The following is a 20,913-nucleotide window of genomic DNA, read 5'->3' as shown; positions in this document are numbered from 1 at the left end:
GGCGTTACTCGACCGGCTCTCCCACGACGCTGTCGACGAGGGCCGCGTAGCGGTTTGCCGCGTCGGCGACCGACTGGATGTATTCGAGCGAGCGGTTGTAGGCGCCGACACCCTCCTGCCACCCCTCCTCGTCGACCATGTCCGGGCTCGCGCGACACAGGTAGTTTGCCGCGGCAATCACCGCATCATCAATGTTTTGCGGGTCTTCAACCCCGTCACCGTTGCCATCGACATGCCAGTTCGCCCACGTCTGCGGAATCAGCTGCATCGGCCCGACCGCCCGATCGAACTCGGTGTCGCCGTCGATCTCGCCGCCGTCGGTGTCGGGGATGTTCGCCGACTCCGTGCCATCGAGCGCGATCCCGAAGATGGGCGGCGACGTCGTGCCGTCAGCGGTGATTGTGGAGCCGGCGTGGCGACCGTGATCGCTCTCCACCAGTCCAATCGCCGCAATGGTGTTCCATCCCAGCCCGCAATCGGGGCGGTCGATGGACTTGAACACGGCCGCGCCCGCATAGGCGGCGAGCGCCCGCTCCGGGATGCCGGTCGCTTCGGCCGCTGACGCCACCCACGCGGCATCCGCCATCATCGCCGGGGCGGCACCGGGGTCATCGGAGCTGGGCGGCAGCTGCGCAGGGGTGGCATAGGCGGGGCCTGCCGAGTCTTCAGCGGTCGAGCCGCCGTCGGAAAGTCCCGAGGTGCCCGGCCGCAGCAACACCAGCACGATGACACCGACGAGCGCGAGGGCGCCGGCCGCAATGCCGCCGATGATCGCCCAATCGGTCGCACGGCGGGGGCGGGGTGAGGAGCCGTGTGCCATACCCCTGACTGTACGACGGCCACGACTAGCATTGCCTGCATGGCTGATTCATCGTTTGACATCGTGAGCAAGGTCGACAAGATGGAGGCCGACAACGCCCTCCACCAGGCGCAGAAGGAGATCGCGCAGCGATACGACTTCAAGAACGTCGGGGCTTCGGTCGACTGGAGTGGCGAAAAACTCCTGCTGAAGGCGAGCTCGGAGGAGCGAGTGAAGGCCGTGCTCGAAGTGCTCGAGGCAAAGTTCATCAAGCGCGGCATCAGCCTCAAGTCGCTCGACGTCGGCGAACCATTCCCATCCGGCAAGGAGTACCGCATCGAGGCGGGCCTCAAGCAGGGCATCGCGCAGGACGACGCGAAGAAGATCAACAAGCTCATCCGCGACGAAGGCCCCAAGGGCGTCAAGAGCCAGATTCAGGGCGACGAGCTGCGGGTGAGCTCCAAGAGCCGTGACGACCTGCAGGCCACCATGGCGCTCCTCAAAGGCTCCGACCTCGACGTCGACCTCCAGTTCATCAACTTCAGGTAGACCGCCGTGGGGGGAGGATGGCTCACCACACTCATCATTGTGGTGCTCGTGCTCATCGACCTCGCAATCAGGGTCGGGGCGCTCCTCGTTGTGCCCATCAACCGCAAGCCGCAGACGGCGACCGCGTGGCTGCTCGCCATCTTTCTCATCCCCTACCTCGGCTTTTTGCTCTTCCTCCTCCTCGGCAGCAACAAGCTGCCGAAGAAACGGCGCCAGAAGCAAGACAAGATCAACCAGTTCATCCTTGACGCGACCGATGGATTGGCCGAGGTTGAAGTCAACTTGGACTGGCCATCGTGGCTCGCCAACGCCGCCGCGCTCAACCGCGCCCTCGGCGCCATGCCACTCGTGAGCGGCAATACCGCCAGCCTGCATTCGAACTATGAGGAGAGCATCCGATCGATGACGGATGCTGTCGGTCGCGCCAAAAAGTTCGTGCACGCCGAGTTCTACATCGTCAATCTCGACGCCACAACGGCGCCCTTCTTCGACGCCCTCGAGGCGGCCGCGACGCGCGGCGTCACGGTGCGCGTGCTGCTCGACCACATCGCCTCGCTGCGCTACCCCGGCTATCGCGCGACCAAGCGTCGGCTCGAAGCATCCGGCGTGCAATGGCACCTGATGCTTCCCGTGCAGCCCCTCAAAGGCAAGTACCAGCGCCTCGACCTGCGCAACCACCGCAAGCTCCTCGTGATCGACGGTGACCTCGCCTTCACCGGGTCGCAGAACATGATCGACTCCACCTACAACAAGAAAGCCAACATCCGCGACGGGCTGCACTGGCGGGACCTCATGGTCGAATTTGACGGTCCCATCGTTGCCGGCATCAACGCCCTCTTTCTCAGTGACTGGTACGCCGAAACCGACGAGATGCTGCTCCGCGAGACGAGTGACGTCAGCAATGAGGGCCCCCGCGACGAGATCGAATGCCAGGTGGTGCCGAGCGGGCCCGCCTTCCGCGGCGAAAACAACCTGCGCCTCTTCAACGACCTCATCTATGCGGCCGAGAAGCGGATCGTCATCACCAGCCCGTACTTCGTGCCCGATGAGTCGATGCTCTACGCCGTCACGACCGCCGCGCAGAGCGGTGTTGAGGTCGAAGTCTTCGTCTCAGAAGTCGCCGACCAAAAAGTCGTGTACCACGCCCAGCGCAGCTACTACGAGGCCCTCCTGCGAGCGGGCGTGCGCATCTGGCTCTACGCCAAACCGACCGTGCTGCACGCGAAGCACTTCACGATCGACGACGACGTTGCCGTGATCGGCTCAAGCAACATGGACATGCGCTCGTTCAGCCTCAACCTCGAAATCTCCGTCATGGTGCACGGCAAAAGCTTCGTGTCGCAGCTGCGTGACGTCGAAGCCGACTACCGGTCGAAGAGTCGCGAGCTCACCCTCGATGAATGGCTTGCCCGGCCGACCCGATCCGTTGTGCTCGACAACCTCGCACGGCTCACCGCGACGGTGCAGTAGCCGCACGTGACTAGACTCCCCACGTGACCGCCACCGCCGACAACCCGCCAGTGACGGCCGCCACCGCACCCGAGCGGCTGTTTATTGCGCCCCTCACCGGCATCCGGGCACTCGCCGCATTCTGGGTGTTTCTGCGGCACTACCGCACCGAGCTGCTCGACGCGTTCCCCTTCATGAACGTGCTGGCACCGCTCATGAACGTCGGCTACCTCGGCGTCGACCTGTTCTTCATCCTCAGCGGCTTCATCCTCACCGTCACCCACCTCGACTCGATGACCGAACGGCGCGGCTGGCGCGCCACCGTCGGATTCCTCTGGCTGCGGCTCGGCCGCGTCTGGCCGCTCACCGCATTCGTGCTCATGCTCTTTGGCACCTACTTCATCGCCATGTACTGGATTACCGGCAACCCCACCTTCGCCGCCGCGGTCGACGTGCCGCGCCTCGTCGAACACCTCCTGCTCGTGCACGCCTGGTACCCGCACGAACTCGACTGGAACGGCCTCGACTGGTCAATCAGCGCCGAATGGATGGCGTACCTCACCTTCGGGCTCGGCGGCGTGCTCCTGCTCGGCCGCTTCACCAAGGTCGTGAGCCCGCGCGGCATGCTCATCGTGATGGGCCTGCTCACACTGCCAATGATCATCGTCGGCTTCAGCATGCAAGACGACACCATCCTCCTCTTCTCCCCCGAAAGCTGGGAGATCATGGGCGGCATCGTGGCCATCCGGGTGCTCACCGAATTCTGGATCGGCGCCATCCTCGCCGTCTTCTTGCGCGGCCGGATGCGACGTTCCGCGAGTTCGCGCATCCCCGTGCCGACCATCACCGTGCTCGCGATCATCGGCATCGTGTACCTCGTCACCGCCTTCGACCCGCGGCGCTGGCCGCGCTCGACCCAGGAACAGTTCCACAACGGCGTCGACCAGATCGCGCCGACCGAGTCGATCATCGTGCTGCCCCTCTTTGTCGTGCTCATCGGTTCGCTCGCCGTCTACAGTCGCGACCCCCTCTCGCGGATGCTTGCCACCCGCCCGTTCGTGCTCGGGGGGCGGGTGTCGTATGCGCTGTACCTGTCGCATCCGCTCGTCATCGGGGCCGGACTGTTGCTCACCCAGGCGACCGGGGCGACAGGGCTCGGCCTCGTGGGCATCGCGGGCCTCGTCATCGTGGGCTCGTGGGTGTTCGCGTGGGTGCTGTGGCGCTACATCGAAGAGCCGGCACGCAAAGGCGCGCGCCGTGTGCTGCCCGACCGGTACCGCGCGTAGCGCCGGCCGCCGGTTGAGTAGCGAGCGCAGCGAGCGTATCGAAACCCCGTCGGCTGACGTTCCGGGTTTCGATACGGCCCTGGCGGGCCTACTCAACCGGCGGAACGGCTCAGCTGACCTCGATCGAGACGACGGCCGGGGCATCCGTTTGCGAGACCGCACGCGAAACGCAACAACACATCTTGGCCCGCGCCTCCTTTTGGCGGTCGCTGTAGAAGACGTCGCGATGGTCGACATCACCCTCGAGCGACAGCACCCGCACCTCGCAGAGCCCACACTCCCCCTTGCGGCAGTCGAACATCATGTCGACGCCCGCCTCCTCGAGCGCCTCAAGCATTGAGCGGCCCTTCGGCACGACCGTCTCGACCCCGAGGCGCGGGATGCGCACGGTGAACTCCTGCGGATCGAACCAGCCGCTCGCCCCGAACGTCTCATAGCGCAACTGTGCCGGCGGCAGGCCGCGATCGCCCCATGCCCGCCGCACGGCGTCCATCAGGCGGATCGGCCCACACATGTAGAGCTCGGTGTCATCGCTGAGCCCCGCAACGAGTTCAGCGACCGAGAGGCTCGACCCCTCGTCGTCGATGTGCACCCGGATGCGGTCGCCGAGCTCCCCCTGCAGGGCATCAAGGTAGGCCATCGCGGTGCGCGAACGCCCCGCATAGACGAGCGTGAAGTCGGCCTTCACCCGAGCGAGGGCTCGTGCCATCGCGGCGATCGCCGTGATGCCGACCCCGCCCGCGAGCAGCACATAGCGCGGCGCCCCGTGCCGCAGCGGAAAGTTCTGCAGCGGCTGCGTCACCTCGAGCACTGTGCCCGGCTGCAGGGCGTGCATCGCGATCGACCCGCCACGCGACAGCGGCGTGCGGAACACACTCAGCGCCACCCAACTGCCATCCGGCGCGGCATCCACGATCGAGTACGAGCGTCGCTCGGGGCGCCCGCCGATCGTGACCATGAGGTCGAGGTGGGTGCCGGCATCCGCTCGCACCGGCTTCGTCGGGGCCAGCACGATGCGCCGGATGCCGTCGGCGACATCGACACATTCCACGACGGTCGCGTGCTGCCACACCTCGATGTTGCTTGCGGCCATGTCAGCGGCCTGTGCGGCGGACCGCGGTCATCGAGGAGGCCGGCTGCGCGGCTGGCGCCATACGGGCGGTGCGACCTTCGGCCTCGAGCATCCGTTCGATGATGCGACGCGCCCACATGCCGCCCGCGTCGATGTTGAGGTTATAGAACTCGTAGTCGGGGTTCGCGTCGATCGCGGCCTGCTGGGCCTTGAGCATGACCTCGTCCTCGCCGAACACGCCGAAGACACCCTGGCGCAGCTGGGTCGTGATGAGCTGACTGTCGAGCCGATAGTTGCGCATGAACGCCCAGAAATAGTGGGCGGTGCGATCGGTCTCGGGCGAGATCGTGTTCATGACGTAGCCGTTGACGCCCTGGCTGCGGTCGCCCTGCGGCGCACCCGTGCCAGCCTTCGCGACCCCGACATCAATGTTGATGGTCGACGGCGCTTCGAAGTGGATGATCTGCCAGCGGTCGACCTTGCCCGAGAAGTCCGGAAACTTGTCGCGCATGTTCTTGAGCCAGAACGGCGGGGGGTCGATGCCCAGCATCCAGCGCTCGACCGTCACTGTGCGGTCGTCATGCGTCACGACGAACTCCGACTCGCTGAGCTCCTCCTGACCGATGGTGGAGGAGTGCACGAACTCTTCGTGCGTGAGGTCCATGAGGTTGTCGAGCACGAGCTGAAAGTTGCATTCGGCGTGGATAGTGAGCCCATCGCCCGCCCACTCGTCCGAGCTCATCTGGTGCATGTCTGGCACGAGATCGGGGTCGGCGAGCGCCGGGTCACCGAGCCACACCCAGACGTAGCGGTAGCGCTCAACGATCGGAAACGATGGCACGGTCGCGCTCGGGTTCAGCGTCTCCTGCGCCGGCATGCTCACGCAGCGGCCAAGCGAGTCGTAGACGATGCCGTGATATGGGCACTGGAGGCCATCGCGGCCAATGACCTTGCCCATCGAGAGCGGGGCGAGTCGGTGCCAGCAGGCGTCGGCGAGCGCCACCGCGCGGCCATCCTCCGTGCGGTAGAGCGCGAGCGGCCGGTCGGCAATGCGCCGCGACATGGGCTTGCGGGTGATCTCGTGATCCCACCCGGCGACATACCAGGCGTTGAGCGGATGCGGCATGACCTTGTTGGTCGTTGAGGTCTGTCGCGCGGGGAGCGTGTCGGTCATGCTGGGTCCTCTCGATCGTCGCTGATCGGCTGTACTCTGCCGGCGTCACTATCTATGTAGATAGATAGTTGCCGTGCGATTAGGCTAGCCGCGGCATCCGACGAACGCAAGACCCGCACCTACTGCACGCAAGGGGAACCATGAGCCTGCGCAACGCGATCCTCGCGCTGCTCACCGTCGAGCCCATGACCGGCTACGACCTGCTCAAACACTTCGAGGCATCCGTCGGCCACGTCTGGCACGCACCCGACTCGCAGATCTACCCCGCCCTCCGCGCCATGGAACACGAGGGCCTGCTCGACGGAGCGGATGTCACGTGGGGTCAGCGCGGCACCAAACGCCGCTACACGATCACCGAGGCGGGGCGCACGGCCTTTCGCGAGTGGATGGATGCACCCCTCACCTACCCGCGCGACCGCGACCCTATGCACCTCAAAGCCGCATACTTCGAGTGGGCGACCCCGGATGCTGCGCGAAACCAGCTGCGCGCCCACATCGCGCACTACGAGGAGCGACTCTCTCAGTGGCGCGAGAAGATCCGTGAAATCGAGACCGGCGGGAGCAGCATGCTCAACCGTAGGCTCGCGACCGTGCCCCCCGAGGAGCACCGGCGCACGATCGCGTTCAAGCGCTACACATACGAGGGCATGATCGCGCGCGCCGACGCCGAGATCGCGTGGGCGCAGCGGGGTCTCGAGCTGCTCGACGAGCTCGGGTAAATGCCGCGCGAGAGTATCGCGCTCTCGGCTCGCATTCGGGCCCGTGAAAGGTCATTTCTCACGCTTTCCAGCGCCGGGAAGCGCCGAAAGTGACCTCTCGCGCCAGGTGGGGTGACCTCGTGACGCGCGATTGCGTTGGCTACTCGCCGCGCGCCGCCTGCAGCATGTCGTCGCGGTCGACGAGCTTGATGCGCTCGCGACCCTCGGCCGCGCCGAGGGCCTTCTCAGCCTCGTCGAGGTTGCGCCATCCGGAGAGGTCGGTGTATTCGACCCCGCGCGACGCGAGCAGCTCGACAACCGCTTCAGGCTCCGGATGCGCCGGCGCCCACCAGTCGGACTGGCCGTTGATGACGTGGGTCACCGTCTCCATGGCGTCGCTCTTGGTGTGGCCGATGAGCCCGACCGGCCCGCGCTTGATCCACCCGGTCGCATAGACGCCCGGCACGACCTGGTCGTTGTCGTCGATGACCTGGCCCTCACGGTTGGGGATGACACCGCGGTGCTCATCGAAGGGCACGCCATCGAGGGGCGAGCCGAAATAGCCGACCGCGCGGTAGAGGGCACCGAGCGCAAGCTCACGGATCTCGCCAGTGCCGCGCACACCCCCCTCCCCGTCGGGTTCGGTGCGCTCGTAGCGCAGCGCCTGGACTCCGGATGCTTCGTCCCCGAGCACCTCGAGCGGCTTGGCCCAGAAGTGCAGGTGCAGTCGTCGTGACGCCTCGCCCGTGGGCCGGTTGCGCCACGAGTTGAGCACACGGTTGAGCACCATGATCTGCTTGTTCGTTTCGATGGCCATGCGCGAGGCCTCATCGACAACGTCGAAGTCTTCGTCGGCGAGGATGATGTCGACGTCGCGGAGCTCACCGAGCTCGCGCAGTTCGAGCGGCGTGAACTTGACCTGTGCCGGCCCGCGGCGGCCAAAGACGTGCACGTCGGTGACCTTCGACGACGCGAGGCCGTCGTAGACGTTGGCGGGGATTTCGGTGGTGAGCAGGTCGTCGGCGTGCTTCGCGAGCATCCTCGCCACATCGAGGGCGACGTTGCCGTTGCCGATGACCGCGACCGATTCGCTTTCGAGCGGCCATTCGCGCGGGACATCCGGATGCCCGTCATACCAGTTGACGAAGTCGGCGGCGCCGTAGCTGCACGGCAGGTCGATGCCGGGGATGTCGAGCGCGGCGTCGCGCACGGCGCCGGTCGAGAAGATGACGGCGTTGTAGTGGTGCTTGAGGTCGTCGAGGGTGATGTCGGTGCCGAAGTGCACGTTGCCGAAGAGGCGGATGTCGCCGCGGTCGAGCACATCGCGGAGCGCGTTGATGATGCCCTTGATGCGCGGGTGGTCGGGGGCGACACCGTAGCGGACGAGGCCGTAGGGGGCAGGGAGGTGGTCGAAGAGGTCGATCGACACGTCGAACTGCTTTTCGGCTTTGAGGATGATGTCTGCGGCGTAGATTCCGGCGGGTCCTGCGCCGACGATGGCCAGCCTGAGCTTGGTCATGAGGTCATTCCTTTCAGGTCGCACGCGCGGTGCGCTGCGTGTGACGGCGGTGCGTGGGGTCAGCTGCTGCGTTCGACGATGGACTCCGCGAAGCGCAGGAGCGCCTTCTTGACGGGGCCGTCGGGCAGCGGTGCGATGGCCGCCTCGGCGTCGCGCGCCCAACGGTGTGCTTCGTCGATCGTGCGGGCGGTCGCAGAGTGGGCGCGGAGTTCCGCGATCTCGGAGTCGAGGGTGTGCTCGTCGCCCCCGCGACCTGCCTCAATGCGGGCGAGGAGAGCAGCGGCATCCGGGTCGGTCTCGGCGTCGCGCTGCAGATACAGGATGGGGAGCGTGACGACACCAGCCCGGAGGTCGGTGCCGGCCGTCTTGCCGGTGCGCTCGGTTTCGGCCGAAAGGTCGATGACGTCGTCGACCAGCTGGAAGGCGACACCGATCTTCTCGCCGAACTCCTCGACGTGCCGCTGGTAGTCGCGGGTGCCGGAGAAGAGGAGGCCGATGCGTGCGGCCGCCGCAATGAGCGACCCCGTCTTGTCGGCGAGCACCTGGATGTAGTGCTCGATGGGGTCGTCGCCGTCACGCGGCCCGATGGTTTCGTGCAGCTGACCAAGGCAGAGCCGCTCGAACGTGTCAGCCTGCATGCGGATGGCATCTTCGCCGAGGCTCGCAATGAGTTTGCTCGCGCGGGCGAACAGCAGGTCGCCCGTGAGGATGGCGACCGAGTTGCCCCACACCGCCTGTGCGCTCGGCACCCCGCGCCGCATGTTCGCCTCATCCATGACGTCATCGTGATAGAGGGATGCGAGGTGGGTGATCTCGAGGGCAGCCGCCGCCGTGATGACGCGCTCGTCGACGCCATCGCCGAGCTGCGAGGTGAGAAGCGTGAGTGTGGGGCGGACGCGTTTGCCGCCAGCTTCGAGCAGGTAGCGGCTTGTGACATCCGCCAGTTCGTCGGCGAAGGCAACCTCGTGCACAAGTTTGGCTTCGACCGCCTCAAGCCCCTGCTCGACCTGGTCGACCACCCGGCGCTCTTCGGCACTCGCGAAGAATGCCTCGCCGAGCCCGAGCGAGGCGGCCATACTCGCGCGGCGACGCACGCGGGTCAGCTTGCCGTTCACTGCATCACCCTCATTGTTCAGGCCCCCGGTCTGGCGGCGTCGGTCAGTTCGCGAGCGGCTTGCGGCCGCGATGCAGGGCGACGACACCGGCGGTGAGGTTGCGGTGGGCGACATCCGTGAAGCCGGCGTCGCGGATCCAGGCGGCGAGCGTCGCCTGGTCGGGCCATTCGGCGATGGATGCTGCGAGGTAGGTGTATGCCTCCGGGTTGGTGCTTGAGGCACCCACGATGGCGGGCATGACGTATTTCATGTAGGCGTTGTAGCCGGCCCGCACGACTCTGATGGGTGGCGTAGAGAATTCGCAGATGAGCAGCCGGCCCCCCGGCTTGAGCACGCGGTGCATTTCGGCGAGCGCAGCCTTGGGGCCTTCGATGTTGCGGAGGCCGAACGAGATTGTGGCGGCATCGAACTCGGCGTCGCCGAACGGCAGGTGCATCGCGTCGGCGTGGACGAAGTCGATTTGGGGGTGGCGACGGCGGCCCACCTCGAGCATGCCGTGCGAGAAGTCTGCGGCCACAACGTGGGCGCCGCTGCGCGCGAGCACGGCAGAACTCGTGCCGGTGCCGGCGGCGAGATCGAGGATGCGTTCGCCCGGTTGCGGTGCGATGGCGTTGACGACGGCGTGACGCCACAGCGCCGAGTTGCCCATCGAGAGCACCCCGTTGGTGCGGTCGTAGCCTTGTGCGACCTCATCGAACATCGCCGACACCTCGGCGGGTTGCTTGTTCAGGTCAGCGGTTGCCACCAGGCCAGTCTACTGGGGCCGAGAGTAGGCTTGCTGGGTGATCGAACCTGTGCATCCCGTGCCATCGTTCACGGTCGAGACGACCGCGATCGACGACCCTGGGCCTCTCGTCACACTGCTTGACCGTGCGCAGCCGCTTGTCTGGCGTCGCCGCGGGTTCGGCATCACCGGTCATGGTGTCGCCGCCCGCTTCGAGTTCAGCGGCCCATCACGCATGGCGGATGCCGCGGCCACCTGGCACGCGGTGGTCGCCGCCGCCTCGATCACCGACCCGCTCACGCTCCCCGGCACTGGTCTCATCGCGTTCGGCAGTTTCACGTTCGCCCCGACGTCGGCGACCACGAGCGTGCTCATCATTCCTTCTGTTGTGGTGGGCCGTGCGGAGGGCCGCTTCTGGCTCACCCGGATTGGCGTCGGGGCGCTGCCTCCCGCGCAGCTGCCAGTTGTTGCCCCGGTCGAGGCTGCCCCCCGGGCACTCTTCTCCCCCGGCGCCCTCTCGGCCGACGGCTACCGGCGCATTGTCGCCGACGGCGTCGATGCCATTCGGGCGGGCCAGCTCAGCAAGGTGGTGCTCGCGCGCGATCTCGTCGCGAGGCTCGACGATGGTGCCGACATCCGCCCCGTCATCGCGTCGCTCGCCGACAGCTATCCCGACTGCTGGACGTTCGCGATCGACGGCTTTTTCGGGTCGAGCCCGGAGACGCTCGTCGGGGTGCACGATGGTGTTGCCGTGGCGAGGGTGCTCGCCGGCAGCGCCGCGCGGGGGGTCGACGCGACGAGCGATCTTGAGGCGGCAACCGCCCTCGCAACATCGACAAAAGACCAAGACGAACACGAGTTCGCGGTGCAGAATGTGCTCGCATCCCTGCGGCCCCACAGCCGCGGGGTGGTGGCGAGCGACGTGCCATTCACCCTGAAACTGCCTAACGTGTGGCACCTCGCGAGCGACGTCGAGGGCGTGCTCGATGACGGCTCGACCTCGCTCGACCTCATCCAGGTGCTGCACCCGACGGCAGCCGTCGCTGGCACCCCGACGGCGGATGCCACGGCCTGCATCGACGCGCTCGAACCATTCGACCGCGGGCGCTACGCCGGCCCGGTCGGGTGGGTGGGCGCCGACGGCGATGGCGAGTGGGCGATCGCGCTCCGCAGCGCGCAGGCGGCGCCCGACGGCACAGTGACCGCGTGGGCGGGCGCCGGCATCGTGGCCGACTCCGACCCCGAGCGCGAACTGCTCGAAACGCGCATGAAGTTCAAGCCGATCGTGGACGCGTTCGACCCGGCCTGATGCTGCGCTAGTCCGGGTTTCGATACGGCCCTGGCGGGCCTACTCAACCAGCGGTGTCTGCCGGTTGAGTAGCGAGCGCCAGCGAGCGTATCGAAACCCGGGACGTGACCACAGTCACGTCGCGGCGAGCCGTCTCCGCTGCTCATCCACATCGAAGGTTGCTGCAGGCCACTGCGGGTTGAGGCCGCGGAGGGCGCCGAGCACGAGCTGCTGCACGGCGATGCGCGCATACCACTTGCGGTCGGCCGGCACCACAAACCACGGGGCATCGTCGGTCGAGGTGCGCGCGAGGGCGATCTCGTAGGCGCGCATGTAGTCGTCCCACAGCATCCGCTCGTCGACGTCGGCGGGGCCGAACTTCCAGTGTTTCTCGGGTCGGTCGAGCCGTTCGGTGAGCCGCGCCTTCTGTTCGCCCTTGCTGATGTGCAGCATGACCTTGATGACGGTCGTGTCGTCGGCGACGAGCTCCCGCTCGAACTCGACGATGCGGCTGTAGCGCTGCTCGATCTCGGCCGCGGAAGTGAGCGCGCGCACGCGGTGGATGAGCACATCCTCGTAGTGGGAGCGATCGAAGACGCCGATGATGCCCGGCTCTGGCAGTTCGCGTCGGATGCGCCAGAGAAAGTCGTTGGCGCGCTCCTCCTCTGTGGGCGCCTTGAAGGAGCGGATGCGCACCCCCTGCGGGTCGACGCCGCCGACGACGTGGCGCACGATGCCGCCCTTGCCCGCCGTGTCCATCGCCTGGAGCACGAGCAGCATTCGGCGTCGCCCGCCGGAACGGCTCTCGGCCCAGAGTCGCTCCTGCAGGTCGCCGAGTTCGCGGAGGTTCGCGGTGAGTTCCTGCCGCGCGGCAGCCTTCGAGCCGCGGAACCCTGGGCTCGACGCAGTGTCGATGTCACCGAGCACGACATCGGATGTCACGCGCAGCAGTGTCGCCGGGTCGTCGGTCCATGCGGTGTCGGCCATGGGGCGATGCTAGCCCGCTCGTTCGTGTCCTGCGAGCATGGGCAACCGATGCCGCAACAGGCCAGGAGAAGGCTAGGGCGCCGGAGCCGGAGCCCGTAGCCCCCCGCGCATCCGCCGCCGAAGCTGCGCGACGAGTTTCTGTTGGGCGTGCACCGTCTCACGCGACAGCCGGTTGAGCGGCACCCTGCCGCCGGCGGCGAGCGCACGATCCTGCGGGAGCGCGACAGCGACCCCGCGTCCGAAGCGCGTCTCCAGTGCCTCGATCGCTGCGCCGGTCGGGTGCCGCCCGAAGACGCCGACCGCGACGACGAGCGTGCGGTGTATGCCCGGCAGGCCGTAGCGGGCGTGGATTTCGTGAAGCGCACGGTCAGCGGCAGCGAAACCGGCGGGCGATGCGGGGGCGACGACCACGGCAAACACGTCAGGATGTTCGAGCAGTTCGCGCTGTTCGAACTCTGCGTGCGGTCCGAGGTCGTGAAGCGTGAGCGCCGGGTCGAGCTCGACAGCGTCGTCTCCCCAGGGGAGCCGATCCCCGAGTTCGCCACCGGTGTGGTCCGACAGTTGAGGGCTGGTGTGTGTCGACATTGCTGAGAAGAGCAGCGCGGTGACCGTTGTCGCGCCCACCCCTCCCGCCGTGCCGGCGATGACCACGCGCGCGGGGGCGGTCATGCGGTGCGCCGTTCTTCTGAACCGACTGAAGTATCCGAATCATCCGATGTATCCGAATCATACGAGTCGGCCGATGCGCTCGATGCTGGCCCGAAGTCGGCCACCTGCACAATCCGCACCGGCTCACCGCGCCGCACGAAGCGCCCACGGCCGGGAGTCATCTGTTCCGCATACACCTTGGGCAGAATCTGACCTTCGCTGCGCTCCCCCGACATGATGATGGCGGAGCCTCCCGTGTCGCGAATCGTCTGCAGCACGGGGTCGAACATAGCCCGCGACGAGCCGGCGACCGGGCGGGTGAGCAGAACGTCGAGGCGGAGGTCGCGTGCCGATGGCAGGTATGGCATGAGCGGCTGGAGGGGGTCGGTGCCTCCTGAGGCGACGATGTCGTAGTCGTCGACCACGACCACGATTCGGGGGCCGGATGCCCGGTTGCCGGTTTGTCGCTGTGCGAGTTCTTCGCCCACCGCCGCCGCGAGGGCCCGTGCTTCTGTGCTTGTGGAGGCGTGACCCCCGAGGTAGTCGTCGGGGATCGCCGAAACGAGCTCTCCCCGGAGATCCATGAGCGCGATCACCAACTCGTCGGGTGAGTAGCGCTCGATGAGCCCGGCGATCATTCCGCGCAGCAGTGTGGTCTTGCCTGAGCGGGAGTCGCCAAACACGAGCAGATGGGGGTCTCTCACGAGGTCGATGAGCGCGGGCTCCATCGTGTCTTGCCGCAGCCCGAATGGGATGTTCTCAGGCTCTGCGATGATGTCGGGCAACTCGTCTGGTGAGAAGCTCACTGGCAGCAGTCGGATGGGGGCGGCGCTCGGGCCTTCCCAGCTTGCTGCAGTGCGGCGCGCCAGGGCTTCGAGGGCGTCCCCGACCGACTCGTCGTCGGTGTCGTCGAGCACCGGAAGCGCGATCTGGCCGAAGAGCCGCTCATCTGTGAGGGCGCGACCGGCCTGGTCAGAACGGATGGTTTGCGCCAGCTTGCGACCGATGACGGAGTCGCCCGCGTCGTTGAGCCGCAACTCGATCTTGGTTCCCACGAGCGCCTGCTGCGCCATCCGCAGTTCGTTCCATCTGGTCATGGCAATGACCAGATGCATTCCGAATCCGCCGCCGCGCTGCAGCAGTGTGCCGACAGCGGTCTCGAGGTCTTCGAAATCGGTGCGCAACTGCCCCATGCCGTCGATCAGCACCACCACATCGGCTGAGACGAGCTCAGGGATGCGGCCTTCTGCGTGGAGGCGTCGCAGGGTCGCGAGCGAGTCAATGCTGTGTTCTTGAAAGACACGCTCGCGCACGACGAGCATTGCGGTGAGCTCCTCGACCATGCGCTGGAGCCGGTCACGGCTGGCCCGGGTTGCGACACCGCCGACGTGAGGAAAGCCGTTGATGCGCCCCAGTCCGCCACCGGTGAGATCCATTCCATAGATGCTCACCTGACGCGGTGTGTGGCTGAGGGCGAGAGATGCGGTCAGTGTGCGCAGCAGGGTGCTTCTGCCGGTTTGGGGAGCGCCGATGACAGCAACGTGTCCGCCCGAACGGGTGAGGTCGAGCAGCCACGGTCGCTGACTCTGATGCACGGGGTCATCAATGAGGCCGATGGGGGCGCGAAGGTCGCCCGACCCGTCTCCGGAGATGACCCGCGACAGTGCAACCCTGGACGGCAGGGGCGGCAGCCACACCGGGTCAACGACTGGGGCCCCCGTGCGCAGCCGGTCGACGGCCTCGTCGAGCAGAGCCCGACCGACGACGGGGCGCTCCAGTGCCTGCTCACCTTCTGCGTCGCCCTCCTTCTTCGCGATTCCGTTGAAGAGTGGCAGCACCAGGGGCTGCGCCTTCTCGGCGGCGGGTCGCAGGCGGCGCGCGACCTCACCGGCGACGGGACCAGACACATAGCCAGCACGAAAGCGACGGTAGATCGACGTATCGACTTTGAGGTAACCGAAGCCCGGAATGGCTGGCAGATGGAAGGCGTCGGGCCGGTCGAGCACGATGGAGCTCTCGGCTTCGGAGAACGTGCGCAAGCCGATGCGATAGGAGAGGTAGGTGTCGAGTCCGCGCAGCTTGCCTGCCTCAATACGTTGGCTTGACAGCAGCAGGTGCACACCGATGGAGCGCCCGATGCGGCCGATCGTGATGAGCAAGTCCACGAACTCTGGCTCAGCACTGAGCAGTTCGCCGAACTCGTCGATGACGATGAAAAGGTGTGGCATTGGCGGCAGCTCGGGTCGCTCGCTGCGCAACTCGCGATAGTGGGTGATCGACGCGGAGTTGTCGGCGTCACGCAGCAGCTCTTGGCGCCGCACTACCTCGCCCTGAATGCTCGCCCTGGCGCGCTCGGTGAGCTGCGCGTCGTCGGCGAGGTTGTCGATGATGCCTGCCACGTGGGGAAGGCCCTGGAAGGGGGCGAACGCTGCACCACCCTTATAGTCGACGAGCACCATGCTGAGGTCGTCGGGCGAGTGCGTGAGCGCAAGCCCGAGCACCAGGGTGCGCAGCAGCTCGCTCTTGCCCGAGCCGGTTGCACCAATGCAGATGCCGTGCGGGCCCATCCCCAGTTGGGCTGACTCTTTGAGATCAAGCAGCACCGGGGCACCAAAGTCATCGAGACCGATGGGCACACGCAAAAAGTCTCGTGGAGAACGCGGGCCCCAGGCGGAGGCCTGCGTCAGGGTGGTGATGTCGTCGATGCCAAGCAACTCGGTGACACTGATGCCGTCGGCCGAATCCACCTCCTCCTGGCGGGTGAGGCTCAGCCGCAGGGGGGCAAGGCATCGCGCGACCGCTTCAAAGAGTGCCGGCCCGACCCTGTCGAACCGGGCGTGCTGGGTCTGCACCTGACCGTGTGTCTCGATGCGGGCATCCGTCACCGTGATCGCATCGTGCTCAACAGTGATGCGCAGTGTCACATCTGACGGTTCGTGCAGGCGGTCACTGAGCAGGTGCACTGTGGTGACCCGCAGGTCGACGAGCGACAGGTCGGCATCGGGCACGGGAAGGGCGGATGCCACGTGACCGTAGTCGTCGACAAAGACCACGAGTCGCGACGGCTCGGCCCGCACGCCGCTGCCGCCGCTGCGTTTTGCGGTCGCAGCGAGTTGAGCGCGGTCGCTGAGCTCTCCACCGAGCACGCTGATGAGACCGGCGGCGCTCGCGGCGATGCGCCTGGCCGCGACTGGCCCATCGTAGAGGCCGTCGTCGACCGCGTGCGGCAGCAGGTCGAACCCCCGCCAGTCTTGGGCCGCTCCTTCGGGAAACGCCGCGGCGAGGTGTACGTCTTCTGGTGAGTGCAGCGACGCCAGCTGCAGTGTCATTGCCCGCACCACGGAGAGCACGCCCTCCCGGTCGCCGACCACTGCGACCGAACCAGCCTGCTCAAGGTTGATCGGCACCGGCATGCCGTACACGGTTGTGAGATATTCGACGACGGTCTGGGCTTCTCGCTTCATGATGGGGTCGAAGGGCTGCACCGGGTTGGGGTCGCTCGGCACCGAGAGCGGAAACCACGGCAGGTCGCCCTCGCCGATGCGCACCCGGAGAAAGTCGGCGTCGCCCCGACGGCGCTCCCACAGGCGGGCGGGATCGTGAACGAGCTCGAGCAGCGCGGTGGGCTGCGGGTCGAGAGTTGCCGCGGTGGCGCGCACCTCCCGGGCACGCGCACGCATGTCTGAGCGCAGCCCCTCGAGGTAGTCGAGGTAGCGTTCGCGTTGCAGTTGGCGTTGCCTGGTCGCGGTGCCGCGCTGGCTGAGCGCCATGGCGAGACCGCCGATTAGGGCGACGACAAGCAGCACGGCACCGACGAGCAAGAACAGCGGGTTTGAGCTGCCGCGATACACCACGATCATGACAACCGAGGTGAGGGCGCCGACCACCGGCAGAAGTGCCTGCACAGGGATGCCGCCAACCCGTCCATCGGCCAGTTGGGGCGGCGGCGAGATGGGGTCGAGGTCTCGCGGCGCGATCGGGCGGGTGATGCGAGTCGGCCGATGGACGAGTCGCACGCTCATCGGAGCGCTCCTTCGGTGACCTCTGGCGCCGCTCCTCGCGGTTTTCCGCTGGCCACCGCGTGCGACATGAGCTCCTCGGCGAGGCGTGCGTAGGCGAGCCGGGTGCGGGTTGCCAGCGTGGTGCTGCTGACCTGACTCGCGGATGCCCGGGCGGCGTCATATGGGATTGTCACGACCGCAGCATCCGCACCTCTGGCGACGACGGCGGCGGCCGACCCTGCAGTCGAGCCCACGTCGACGAGCGCCAGCACGGGGGTTGGTGCTCGATGGAGCGATCGCACGGCACCGATGACGGCTGCGGCCTGCTCGGCGGAGTGGCGGTCGGCCCGCGCGACGATGCACAGCACGTGGCTGGCTGCCGCGACATCGGCGAGGTCGATGCGGGGGTCTCGCACGCCCCAGTCGGTCGCGACGATGTCGAAGAACCGGGTGATGGGGCTGCAGCGGTCGAACCACTGTTCGACCGCGACTGGTGCATTTTGCATCCTGTCGCCGACGAGGGACATGCCCCAGAGTGCTGAGGCGCCGCGGGGCAGCCCATCGACGGCATCGGCGGCGCGGCGGGCGTGCCCTCGGCGCAGGCTCTCGCGTTGGCCGTCGGCGGGCAACCCGGCGTGCCACAGCATCCCTGACGCTCCGGATGCCGCGTCGACACCCAGCACCGGACCCTCTCGCCGTGCAGCCAGCAGGTTGGCCACATAGCCTGCGGTGGCGCTGGCCCCGCTGCCGCCACGCAGGTGCACGAATCCGATGCGGCGCGAGAGCGGAAGCGGAGTGCGCACGATGCTGTCAACCCGTTGCAGGTCGTGCACTCGTGCGGCGGCGCTGCCGAAGAGCGCGAGCGGCGCCGAGCGCACGAAGGAGCCGAAGCCGGTCATCCGAAGGCCCCCAGGAGCTCGGTGTAGACGCCGAAGAGTCCGATGAGCACCGGGAGTAGGGCAGCGACCGAAAGTGACTCGATGAGGTTGCCGAGTCGCCGCAGCGAGGCTCGTTGGTGCGCGGCAGGCGAGGCCCCTCCTGCGACGATGGCTCCGACGAGCACCGCAGCGAACGCGGCAAAGATCACCCAGGGCTGCAACACTCCGCCGGTGACGATCTGCAGGGCGCCACCGAACACCGTGCCGGCGAGCGCCGCCGCCCACAGGGCGTATCCTTGCGCGGCGAGCGGCATCGATCGGGTGCGTGAGGCGATGACGAGCACGGTGGCTGCGCCGAGGCCCACCGCCCAACCGTCGGCGCTGCCGATGAGCGCAGCCGAGGTGATGGCAAGCGGCACGGCAACGGCAACGGTCGACCAGGTGAGGGTGCGATAGGTGCCGGTCACGGTCACGAGCACGTCGTCCCTGCGCCGTAGTCGGCCTTCGACCACCTGATCGTCGAGCCCTGTCAGACCGGATGCGCTCATCGCGTACCAGGGCAGCAGGCCGCAAATGAAGGTGACGGCCACTGCCGTGATGCCGAGCGACCCGAGAAAGTCGACGCCGAGCGCGAGCAGCGCGAGTGGCAGCGCTGATGTCAGGGTGCCGATGACGCCGCCCCACCATGCCGCCCGGTTCCCCTGGCCGGCACCCACACCGAGCGCAAGGGCGGCCCACACGAGGGTGCTCATGCCGAGAATGGTTTCTGACAGCGAGGGCACCGCTGTGACAGCCGCGACGCCGGCGATGCCGAGGGGCACCGCTGTGCCGATCGCGATGGCGGTGACGGCGCTGCTGATCCAGTGCGCGCCGGTGCGCCCGGCGATGATCGAGACCCCGAGCGCGAGCAGATAGACCACGGTGAGGCCGAGTAGCGGTTCGGCGGCGACGCTCAGCAGCAGCCCGCTTGTCGCGGTGATGGTGGCGATCGCAGTCACCGCCACGGTTGTTCTGGATCGCTCAGACCAGAGGTCGGCCCGGTCGTCGTGCGACTCTGCCAGCACGTCGGTGACGTCGGCGACTTCGGGCGGCGGCGGCGCGGCATCTTCGCGCAGCAGGCGCAGCAGTTCGCCGTCGAACACGCGCTGTTCTCCGACACTCAACGAGGTGTCGAGTTGCTCGCCGGTGGAGCGCACGAGTGTGAGGGGGCGTGACACTGCGCCGGGGCGCTCGTCGAGCAGCTCCATCAGGCGCGGGATGAGCGAGCCGATTGGCTCGTCGCCCGGCACCACCATTTCGGCTTTGCGGGTGGAGCCGATGATGGTCAGCCGTGTGTAATCAGTCATCGATGCCCCCTGGGCTGTCTGGCGCGCTAGCCGATACCTGCGTCGCCTCTCGTTCTTCACGCTGGTCTTCGAGCACTGAGATTACGAACGACGTGCCCGCGCAGATGGCGCACGCGACTGCCGCAAGCACGAGCCCGACGGTGAAGCGTCGCACGTTGTTGCCGACGACCCGCCGCTGGTCGAGTTCACCGAAGAGCAGCGAGGCGACAAGGCGGGCCCGGTGGGTTTTGACCGTCTCCAGCAGCACCGCATCCCGATCATTCGCCATCGACTGCTCCTCTTGCTTCAAGCGCTCCTGTGGAACGCACTTCGAATGATCGCTCGCCTAGCTCGACCGTCCAGCCTGCAGCTGCCGAGCCGCGCAGTCCGGGCACGAGCGGCTGGCGTGTTCCGTCTGGGGCAATGAGTGCTGAGCCGTTGGTGGAGTGCTGGTCGGTCACCCAGAGTACGGTGCCAGCCCATTCGAGCAGTGCATGAGTTTTTGACAGGCTGCGACTCAGATCAGGCCAGGCGAATGTCGCGTGTTCTTGCCCTGCAGTCGTCACCGGAAGACGCCCGATGAGCACGGTTGTCTCAAGCACCAGTTTCTCTCCCGTGTCGAGCACGAGTTCGGCGGCCGGCGAATGCTCGGCCGGTCTGTACGGGTCGCGAGAACCCGCCACCTCTGGCAGGCTCTCGCGGCCGAGGTGCGATGGCAGTGCGACGATGGGCGCTCCCGCTGCGAAGACGGCGACCGGTGCCAGAGGGTCGCGACCCCGCCGAACGTCGGCGACGATGAGATGGCGGCGCAGGCCCACTCCACTACCGGGTGTCGTGCCGATCGAGGTGAAACGTGGCGGCAGCCCCGTGAGGTCGTCGACCGTGCGCAGGCCGAGCACGAGGTGCCCAAGGCTTCTGCCTCGCAGGCGCCAGGCGGTGATCGTGGCGGTGAGATACAGCACGAGCACACCGACAGTTGCTGCGGCCACTGCCCGTGCACCGCCGACACTCAGGCCCACTGCTGTGGCGGCAAGCGCGACGGCCAGCACAAGGTCGATTGCCGCAGCGAGACGGCGGCGAGACGCTTGGACTGCCTGCACGCCGGTGACGAGGCCGGAATATCTCCCTAAAGCAGATCCTGAGGCAGACGCGATCTTGACCGCCCCGCAGCTCGCACAGTATCGGTCGGCCGGGCGCTGCTCGAGGTCGTGCCCGCATCGACCGCAGGTCACCGCGCCGATGAGCGCGTTGAGCATTGTGTTACCCCGTGTTTCGTCGCCGCCCCCCTGAACGTGGGCCGAGTTGTCTATCCCCTCGATTGGGGCCATGATTGGCTTCAGCGTAACGTGAATAGAACCCAGGTCGTGTCGATCTGGTTGCACGAAGCCCGTCGTGTTTTTC

The 20,913-nt window shown here is 67.1% G+C and carries 18 protein-coding genes; 5 read left to right on the top strand and 13 right to left on the bottom strand.

What is annotated here, in order from left to right:
* Positions 1 to 4: 4 nt before the first annotated feature.
* Complete coding sequence (locus ACY48M_RS12040; RefSeq protein ID WP_462820521.1) at positions 5 to 820, bottom strand: lytic transglycosylase domain-containing protein; 816 nt, start codon at positions 818 to 820, stop codon at positions 5 to 7.
* 39 nt (positions 821 to 859) lie between these two features.
* On the opposite strand from ACY48M_RS12040, the gene ACY48M_RS12035 reads away from it, so the two are divergent.
* The 3 genes from ACY48M_RS12035 to ACY48M_RS12025 are packed head-to-tail and all read left to right on the top strand — an operon-like array spanning position 860 to position 4,083.
* A complete protein-coding gene (locus ACY48M_RS12035; RefSeq protein ID WP_462820520.1) occupies positions 860 to 1,348 on the top strand; it encodes a YajQ family cyclic di-GMP-binding protein in 489 nt (162 codons plus the stop codon).
* Between the two features lie 6 nt (positions 1,349 to 1,354).
* The gene (gene cls / locus ACY48M_RS12030; RefSeq protein WP_462820519.1) at positions 1,355 to 2,818 is read left to right on the top strand and encodes a cardiolipin synthase; all 1,464 of its coding nucleotides are present in this window, start codon (positions 1,355 to 1,357) and stop codon (positions 2,816 to 2,818) included.
* A 23-nt stretch (positions 2,819 to 2,841) separates the two neighbouring features.
* Positions 2,842 to 4,083, top strand: coding sequence for an acyltransferase family protein (locus ACY48M_RS12025; protein WP_462820518.1), 1,242 nt, complete (start codon positions 2,842 to 2,844; stop codon positions 4,081 to 4,083).
* Between the two features lie 109 nt (positions 4,084 to 4,192).
* Here the strand turns inward: ACY48M_RS12025 and ACY48M_RS12020 are convergent, their stop codons facing one another.
* Positions 4,193 to 5,176, bottom strand: a complete 984-nt coding sequence (locus ACY48M_RS12020; protein ID WP_462820517.1) for a PDR/VanB family oxidoreductase — start codon at positions 5,174 to 5,176, stop codon at positions 4,193 to 4,195.
* A gap of 1 nt (position 5,177) precedes the next feature.
* Positions 5,178 to 6,329, bottom strand: coding sequence for an aromatic ring-hydroxylating dioxygenase subunit alpha (locus ACY48M_RS12015; RefSeq protein ID WP_462820516.1), 1,152 nt, complete (start codon positions 6,327 to 6,329; stop codon positions 5,178 to 5,180).
* A 140-nt stretch (positions 6,330 to 6,469) separates the two neighbouring features.
* On the opposite strand from ACY48M_RS12015, the gene ACY48M_RS12010 reads away from it, so the two are divergent.
* Positions 6,470 to 7,048, top strand: a complete 579-nt coding sequence (locus ACY48M_RS12010) for a PadR family transcriptional regulator (RefSeq protein WP_462820515.1) — start codon at positions 6,470 to 6,472, stop codon at positions 7,046 to 7,048.
* Between the two features lie 139 nt (positions 7,049 to 7,187).
* On the opposite strand, the gene ACY48M_RS12005 is transcribed toward ACY48M_RS12010, so the two are convergent.
* From ACY48M_RS12005 to ubiE, 3 genes are read right to left on the bottom strand one after another with little or no spacing between them, the layout of a single operon-like run.
* Positions 7,188 to 8,546, bottom strand: coding sequence for an FAD-dependent oxidoreductase (locus tag ACY48M_RS12005; protein WP_462820514.1), 1,359 nt, complete (start codon positions 8,544 to 8,546; stop codon positions 7,188 to 7,190).
* A 59-nt stretch (positions 8,547 to 8,605) separates the two neighbouring features.
* Positions 8,606 to 9,661 (bottom strand): polyprenyl synthetase family protein, encoded by a 1,056-nt coding sequence (locus ACY48M_RS12000; RefSeq protein WP_462820513.1) that lies wholly within the window; start codon positions 9,659 to 9,661, stop codon positions 8,606 to 8,608.
* A gap of 43 nt (positions 9,662 to 9,704) precedes the next feature.
* Positions 9,705 to 10,406 (bottom strand): bifunctional demethylmenaquinone methyltransferase/2-methoxy-6-polyprenyl-1,4-benzoquinol methylase UbiE, encoded by a 702-nt coding sequence (ubiE, locus tag ACY48M_RS11995; RefSeq protein WP_462820512.1) that lies wholly within the window; start codon positions 10,404 to 10,406, stop codon positions 9,705 to 9,707.
* A gap of 37 nt (positions 10,407 to 10,443) precedes the next feature.
* Between ubiE and ACY48M_RS11990 the strand changes: the two genes are divergently transcribed.
* Positions 10,444 to 11,694 carry an isochorismate synthase gene (locus ACY48M_RS11990; protein ID WP_462820511.1) on the top strand — a complete coding sequence of 417 codons (1,251 nt, stop codon included), beginning with the start codon at positions 10,444 to 10,446 and terminating at the stop codon, positions 11,692 to 11,694.
* A gap of 114 nt (positions 11,695 to 11,808) precedes the next feature.
* Here ACY48M_RS11990 and ACY48M_RS11985 read toward each other — a convergent pair whose 3' ends face one another.
* From ACY48M_RS11985 to ACY48M_RS11955, 7 genes are all read right to left on the bottom strand, one after another.
* Complete coding sequence (locus tag ACY48M_RS11985) at positions 11,809 to 12,660, bottom strand: PPK2 family polyphosphate kinase (protein WP_462820510.1); 852 nt, start codon at positions 12,658 to 12,660, stop codon at positions 11,809 to 11,811.
* Positions 12,661 to 12,732: 72 nt separating this feature from the next.
* A complete protein-coding gene (locus tag ACY48M_RS11980; protein WP_462820509.1) occupies positions 12,733 to 13,329 on the bottom strand; it encodes a hypothetical protein in 597 nt (198 codons plus the stop codon).
* Entirely contained in the window at positions 13,326 to 17,330 is a 4,005-nt protein-coding gene (gene eccCa / locus ACY48M_RS11975; protein ID WP_462820508.1) for a type VII secretion protein EccCa, read from the bottom strand. The genes ACY48M_RS11980 and eccCa overlap by 4 nt, the downstream gene beginning before the upstream one ends.
* Complete coding sequence (locus ACY48M_RS11970) at positions 17,327 to 18,208, bottom strand: hypothetical protein (protein WP_462820507.1); 882 nt, start codon at positions 18,206 to 18,208, stop codon at positions 17,327 to 17,329. Before ACY48M_RS11970 ends, eccCa begins: the two co-directional genes overlap by 4 nt.
* Positions 18,205 to 19,533, bottom strand: coding sequence for a type VII secretion integral membrane protein EccD (gene eccD / locus ACY48M_RS11965; protein ID WP_462820506.1), 1,329 nt, complete (start codon positions 19,531 to 19,533; stop codon positions 18,205 to 18,207). Before eccD ends, ACY48M_RS11970 begins: the two co-directional genes overlap by 4 nt.
* On the bottom strand, positions 19,526 to 19,801 hold the full coding sequence (locus ACY48M_RS11960; protein ID WP_462820505.1) for a hypothetical protein: 276 nt from the start codon (positions 19,799 to 19,801) through the stop codon (positions 19,526 to 19,528). The genes eccD and ACY48M_RS11960 overlap by 8 nt, the downstream gene beginning before the upstream one ends.
* Positions 19,791 to 20,840 carry an FHA domain-containing protein gene (locus ACY48M_RS11955; RefSeq protein WP_462820504.1) on the bottom strand — a complete coding sequence of 350 codons (1,050 nt, stop codon included), beginning with the start codon at positions 20,838 to 20,840 and terminating at the stop codon, positions 19,791 to 19,793. The genes ACY48M_RS11960 and ACY48M_RS11955 overlap by 11 nt, the downstream gene beginning before the upstream one ends.
* Positions 20,841 to 20,913: the final 73 nt, after the last annotated feature.

This window comes from Homoserinimonas flava (assembly GCF_054969005.1).
The sequence above is the reverse complement of the archived record's forward strand: the minus strand, read 5'-3'. Positions and strand labels throughout refer to the sequence as shown.

What these genes read in the sequence shown, in the direction of transcription:
- ACY48M_RS12010 (WP_462820515.1), top strand. Translation starts at nt 6,470, where the DNA reads ATGAGCCTGCGCAACGCGATCCTCGCGCTGCTCACCGTCGAGCCCATG.
- ACY48M_RS11980 (WP_462820509.1), bottom strand. Translation starts at nt 13,329, where the DNA reads ATGACCGCCCCCGCGCGCGTGGTCATCGCCGGCACGGCGGGAGGGGTG.
- ACY48M_RS11955 (WP_462820504.1), bottom strand. Translation starts at nt 20,840, where the DNA reads ATGGCCCCAATCGAGGGGATAGACAACTCGGCCCACGTTCAGGGGGGC.
- ACY48M_RS12035 (WP_462820520.1), top strand. Translation starts at nt 860, where the DNA reads ATGGCTGATTCATCGTTTGACATCGTGAGCAAGGTCGACAAGATGGAG.
- ACY48M_RS12020 (WP_462820517.1), bottom strand. Translation starts at nt 5,176, where the DNA reads ATGGCCGCAAGCAACATCGAGGTGTGGCAGCACGCGACCGTCGTGGAA.
- eccD (WP_462820506.1), bottom strand. Translation starts at nt 19,533, where the DNA reads ATGACTGATTACACACGGCTGACCATCATCGGCTCCACCCGCAAAGCC.
- ACY48M_RS11985 (WP_462820510.1), bottom strand. Translation starts at nt 12,660, where the DNA reads ATGGCCGACACCGCATGGACCGACGACCCGGCGACACTGCTGCGCGTG.
- ACY48M_RS12040 (WP_462820521.1), bottom strand. Translation starts at nt 820, where the DNA reads ATGGCACACGGCTCCTCACCCCGCCCCCGCCGTGCGACCGATTGGGCG.
- ACY48M_RS11970 (WP_462820507.1), bottom strand. Translation starts at nt 18,208, where the DNA reads ATGACCGGCTTCGGCTCCTTCGTGCGCTCGGCGCCGCTCGCGCTCTTC.
- ACY48M_RS11960 (WP_462820505.1), bottom strand. Translation starts at nt 19,801, where the DNA reads ATGGCGAATGATCGGGATGCGGTGCTGCTGGAGACGGTCAAAACCCAC.
- ACY48M_RS12015 (WP_462820516.1), bottom strand. Translation starts at nt 6,329, where the DNA reads ATGACCGACACGCTCCCCGCGCGACAGACCTCAACGACCAACAAGGTC.
- eccCa (WP_462820508.1), bottom strand. Translation starts at nt 17,330, where the DNA reads ATGAGCGTGCGACTCGTCCATCGGCCGACTCGCATCACCCGCCCGATC.
- ACY48M_RS12005 (WP_462820514.1), bottom strand. Translation starts at nt 8,546, where the DNA reads ATGACCAAGCTCAGGCTGGCCATCGTCGGCGCAGGACCCGCCGGAATC.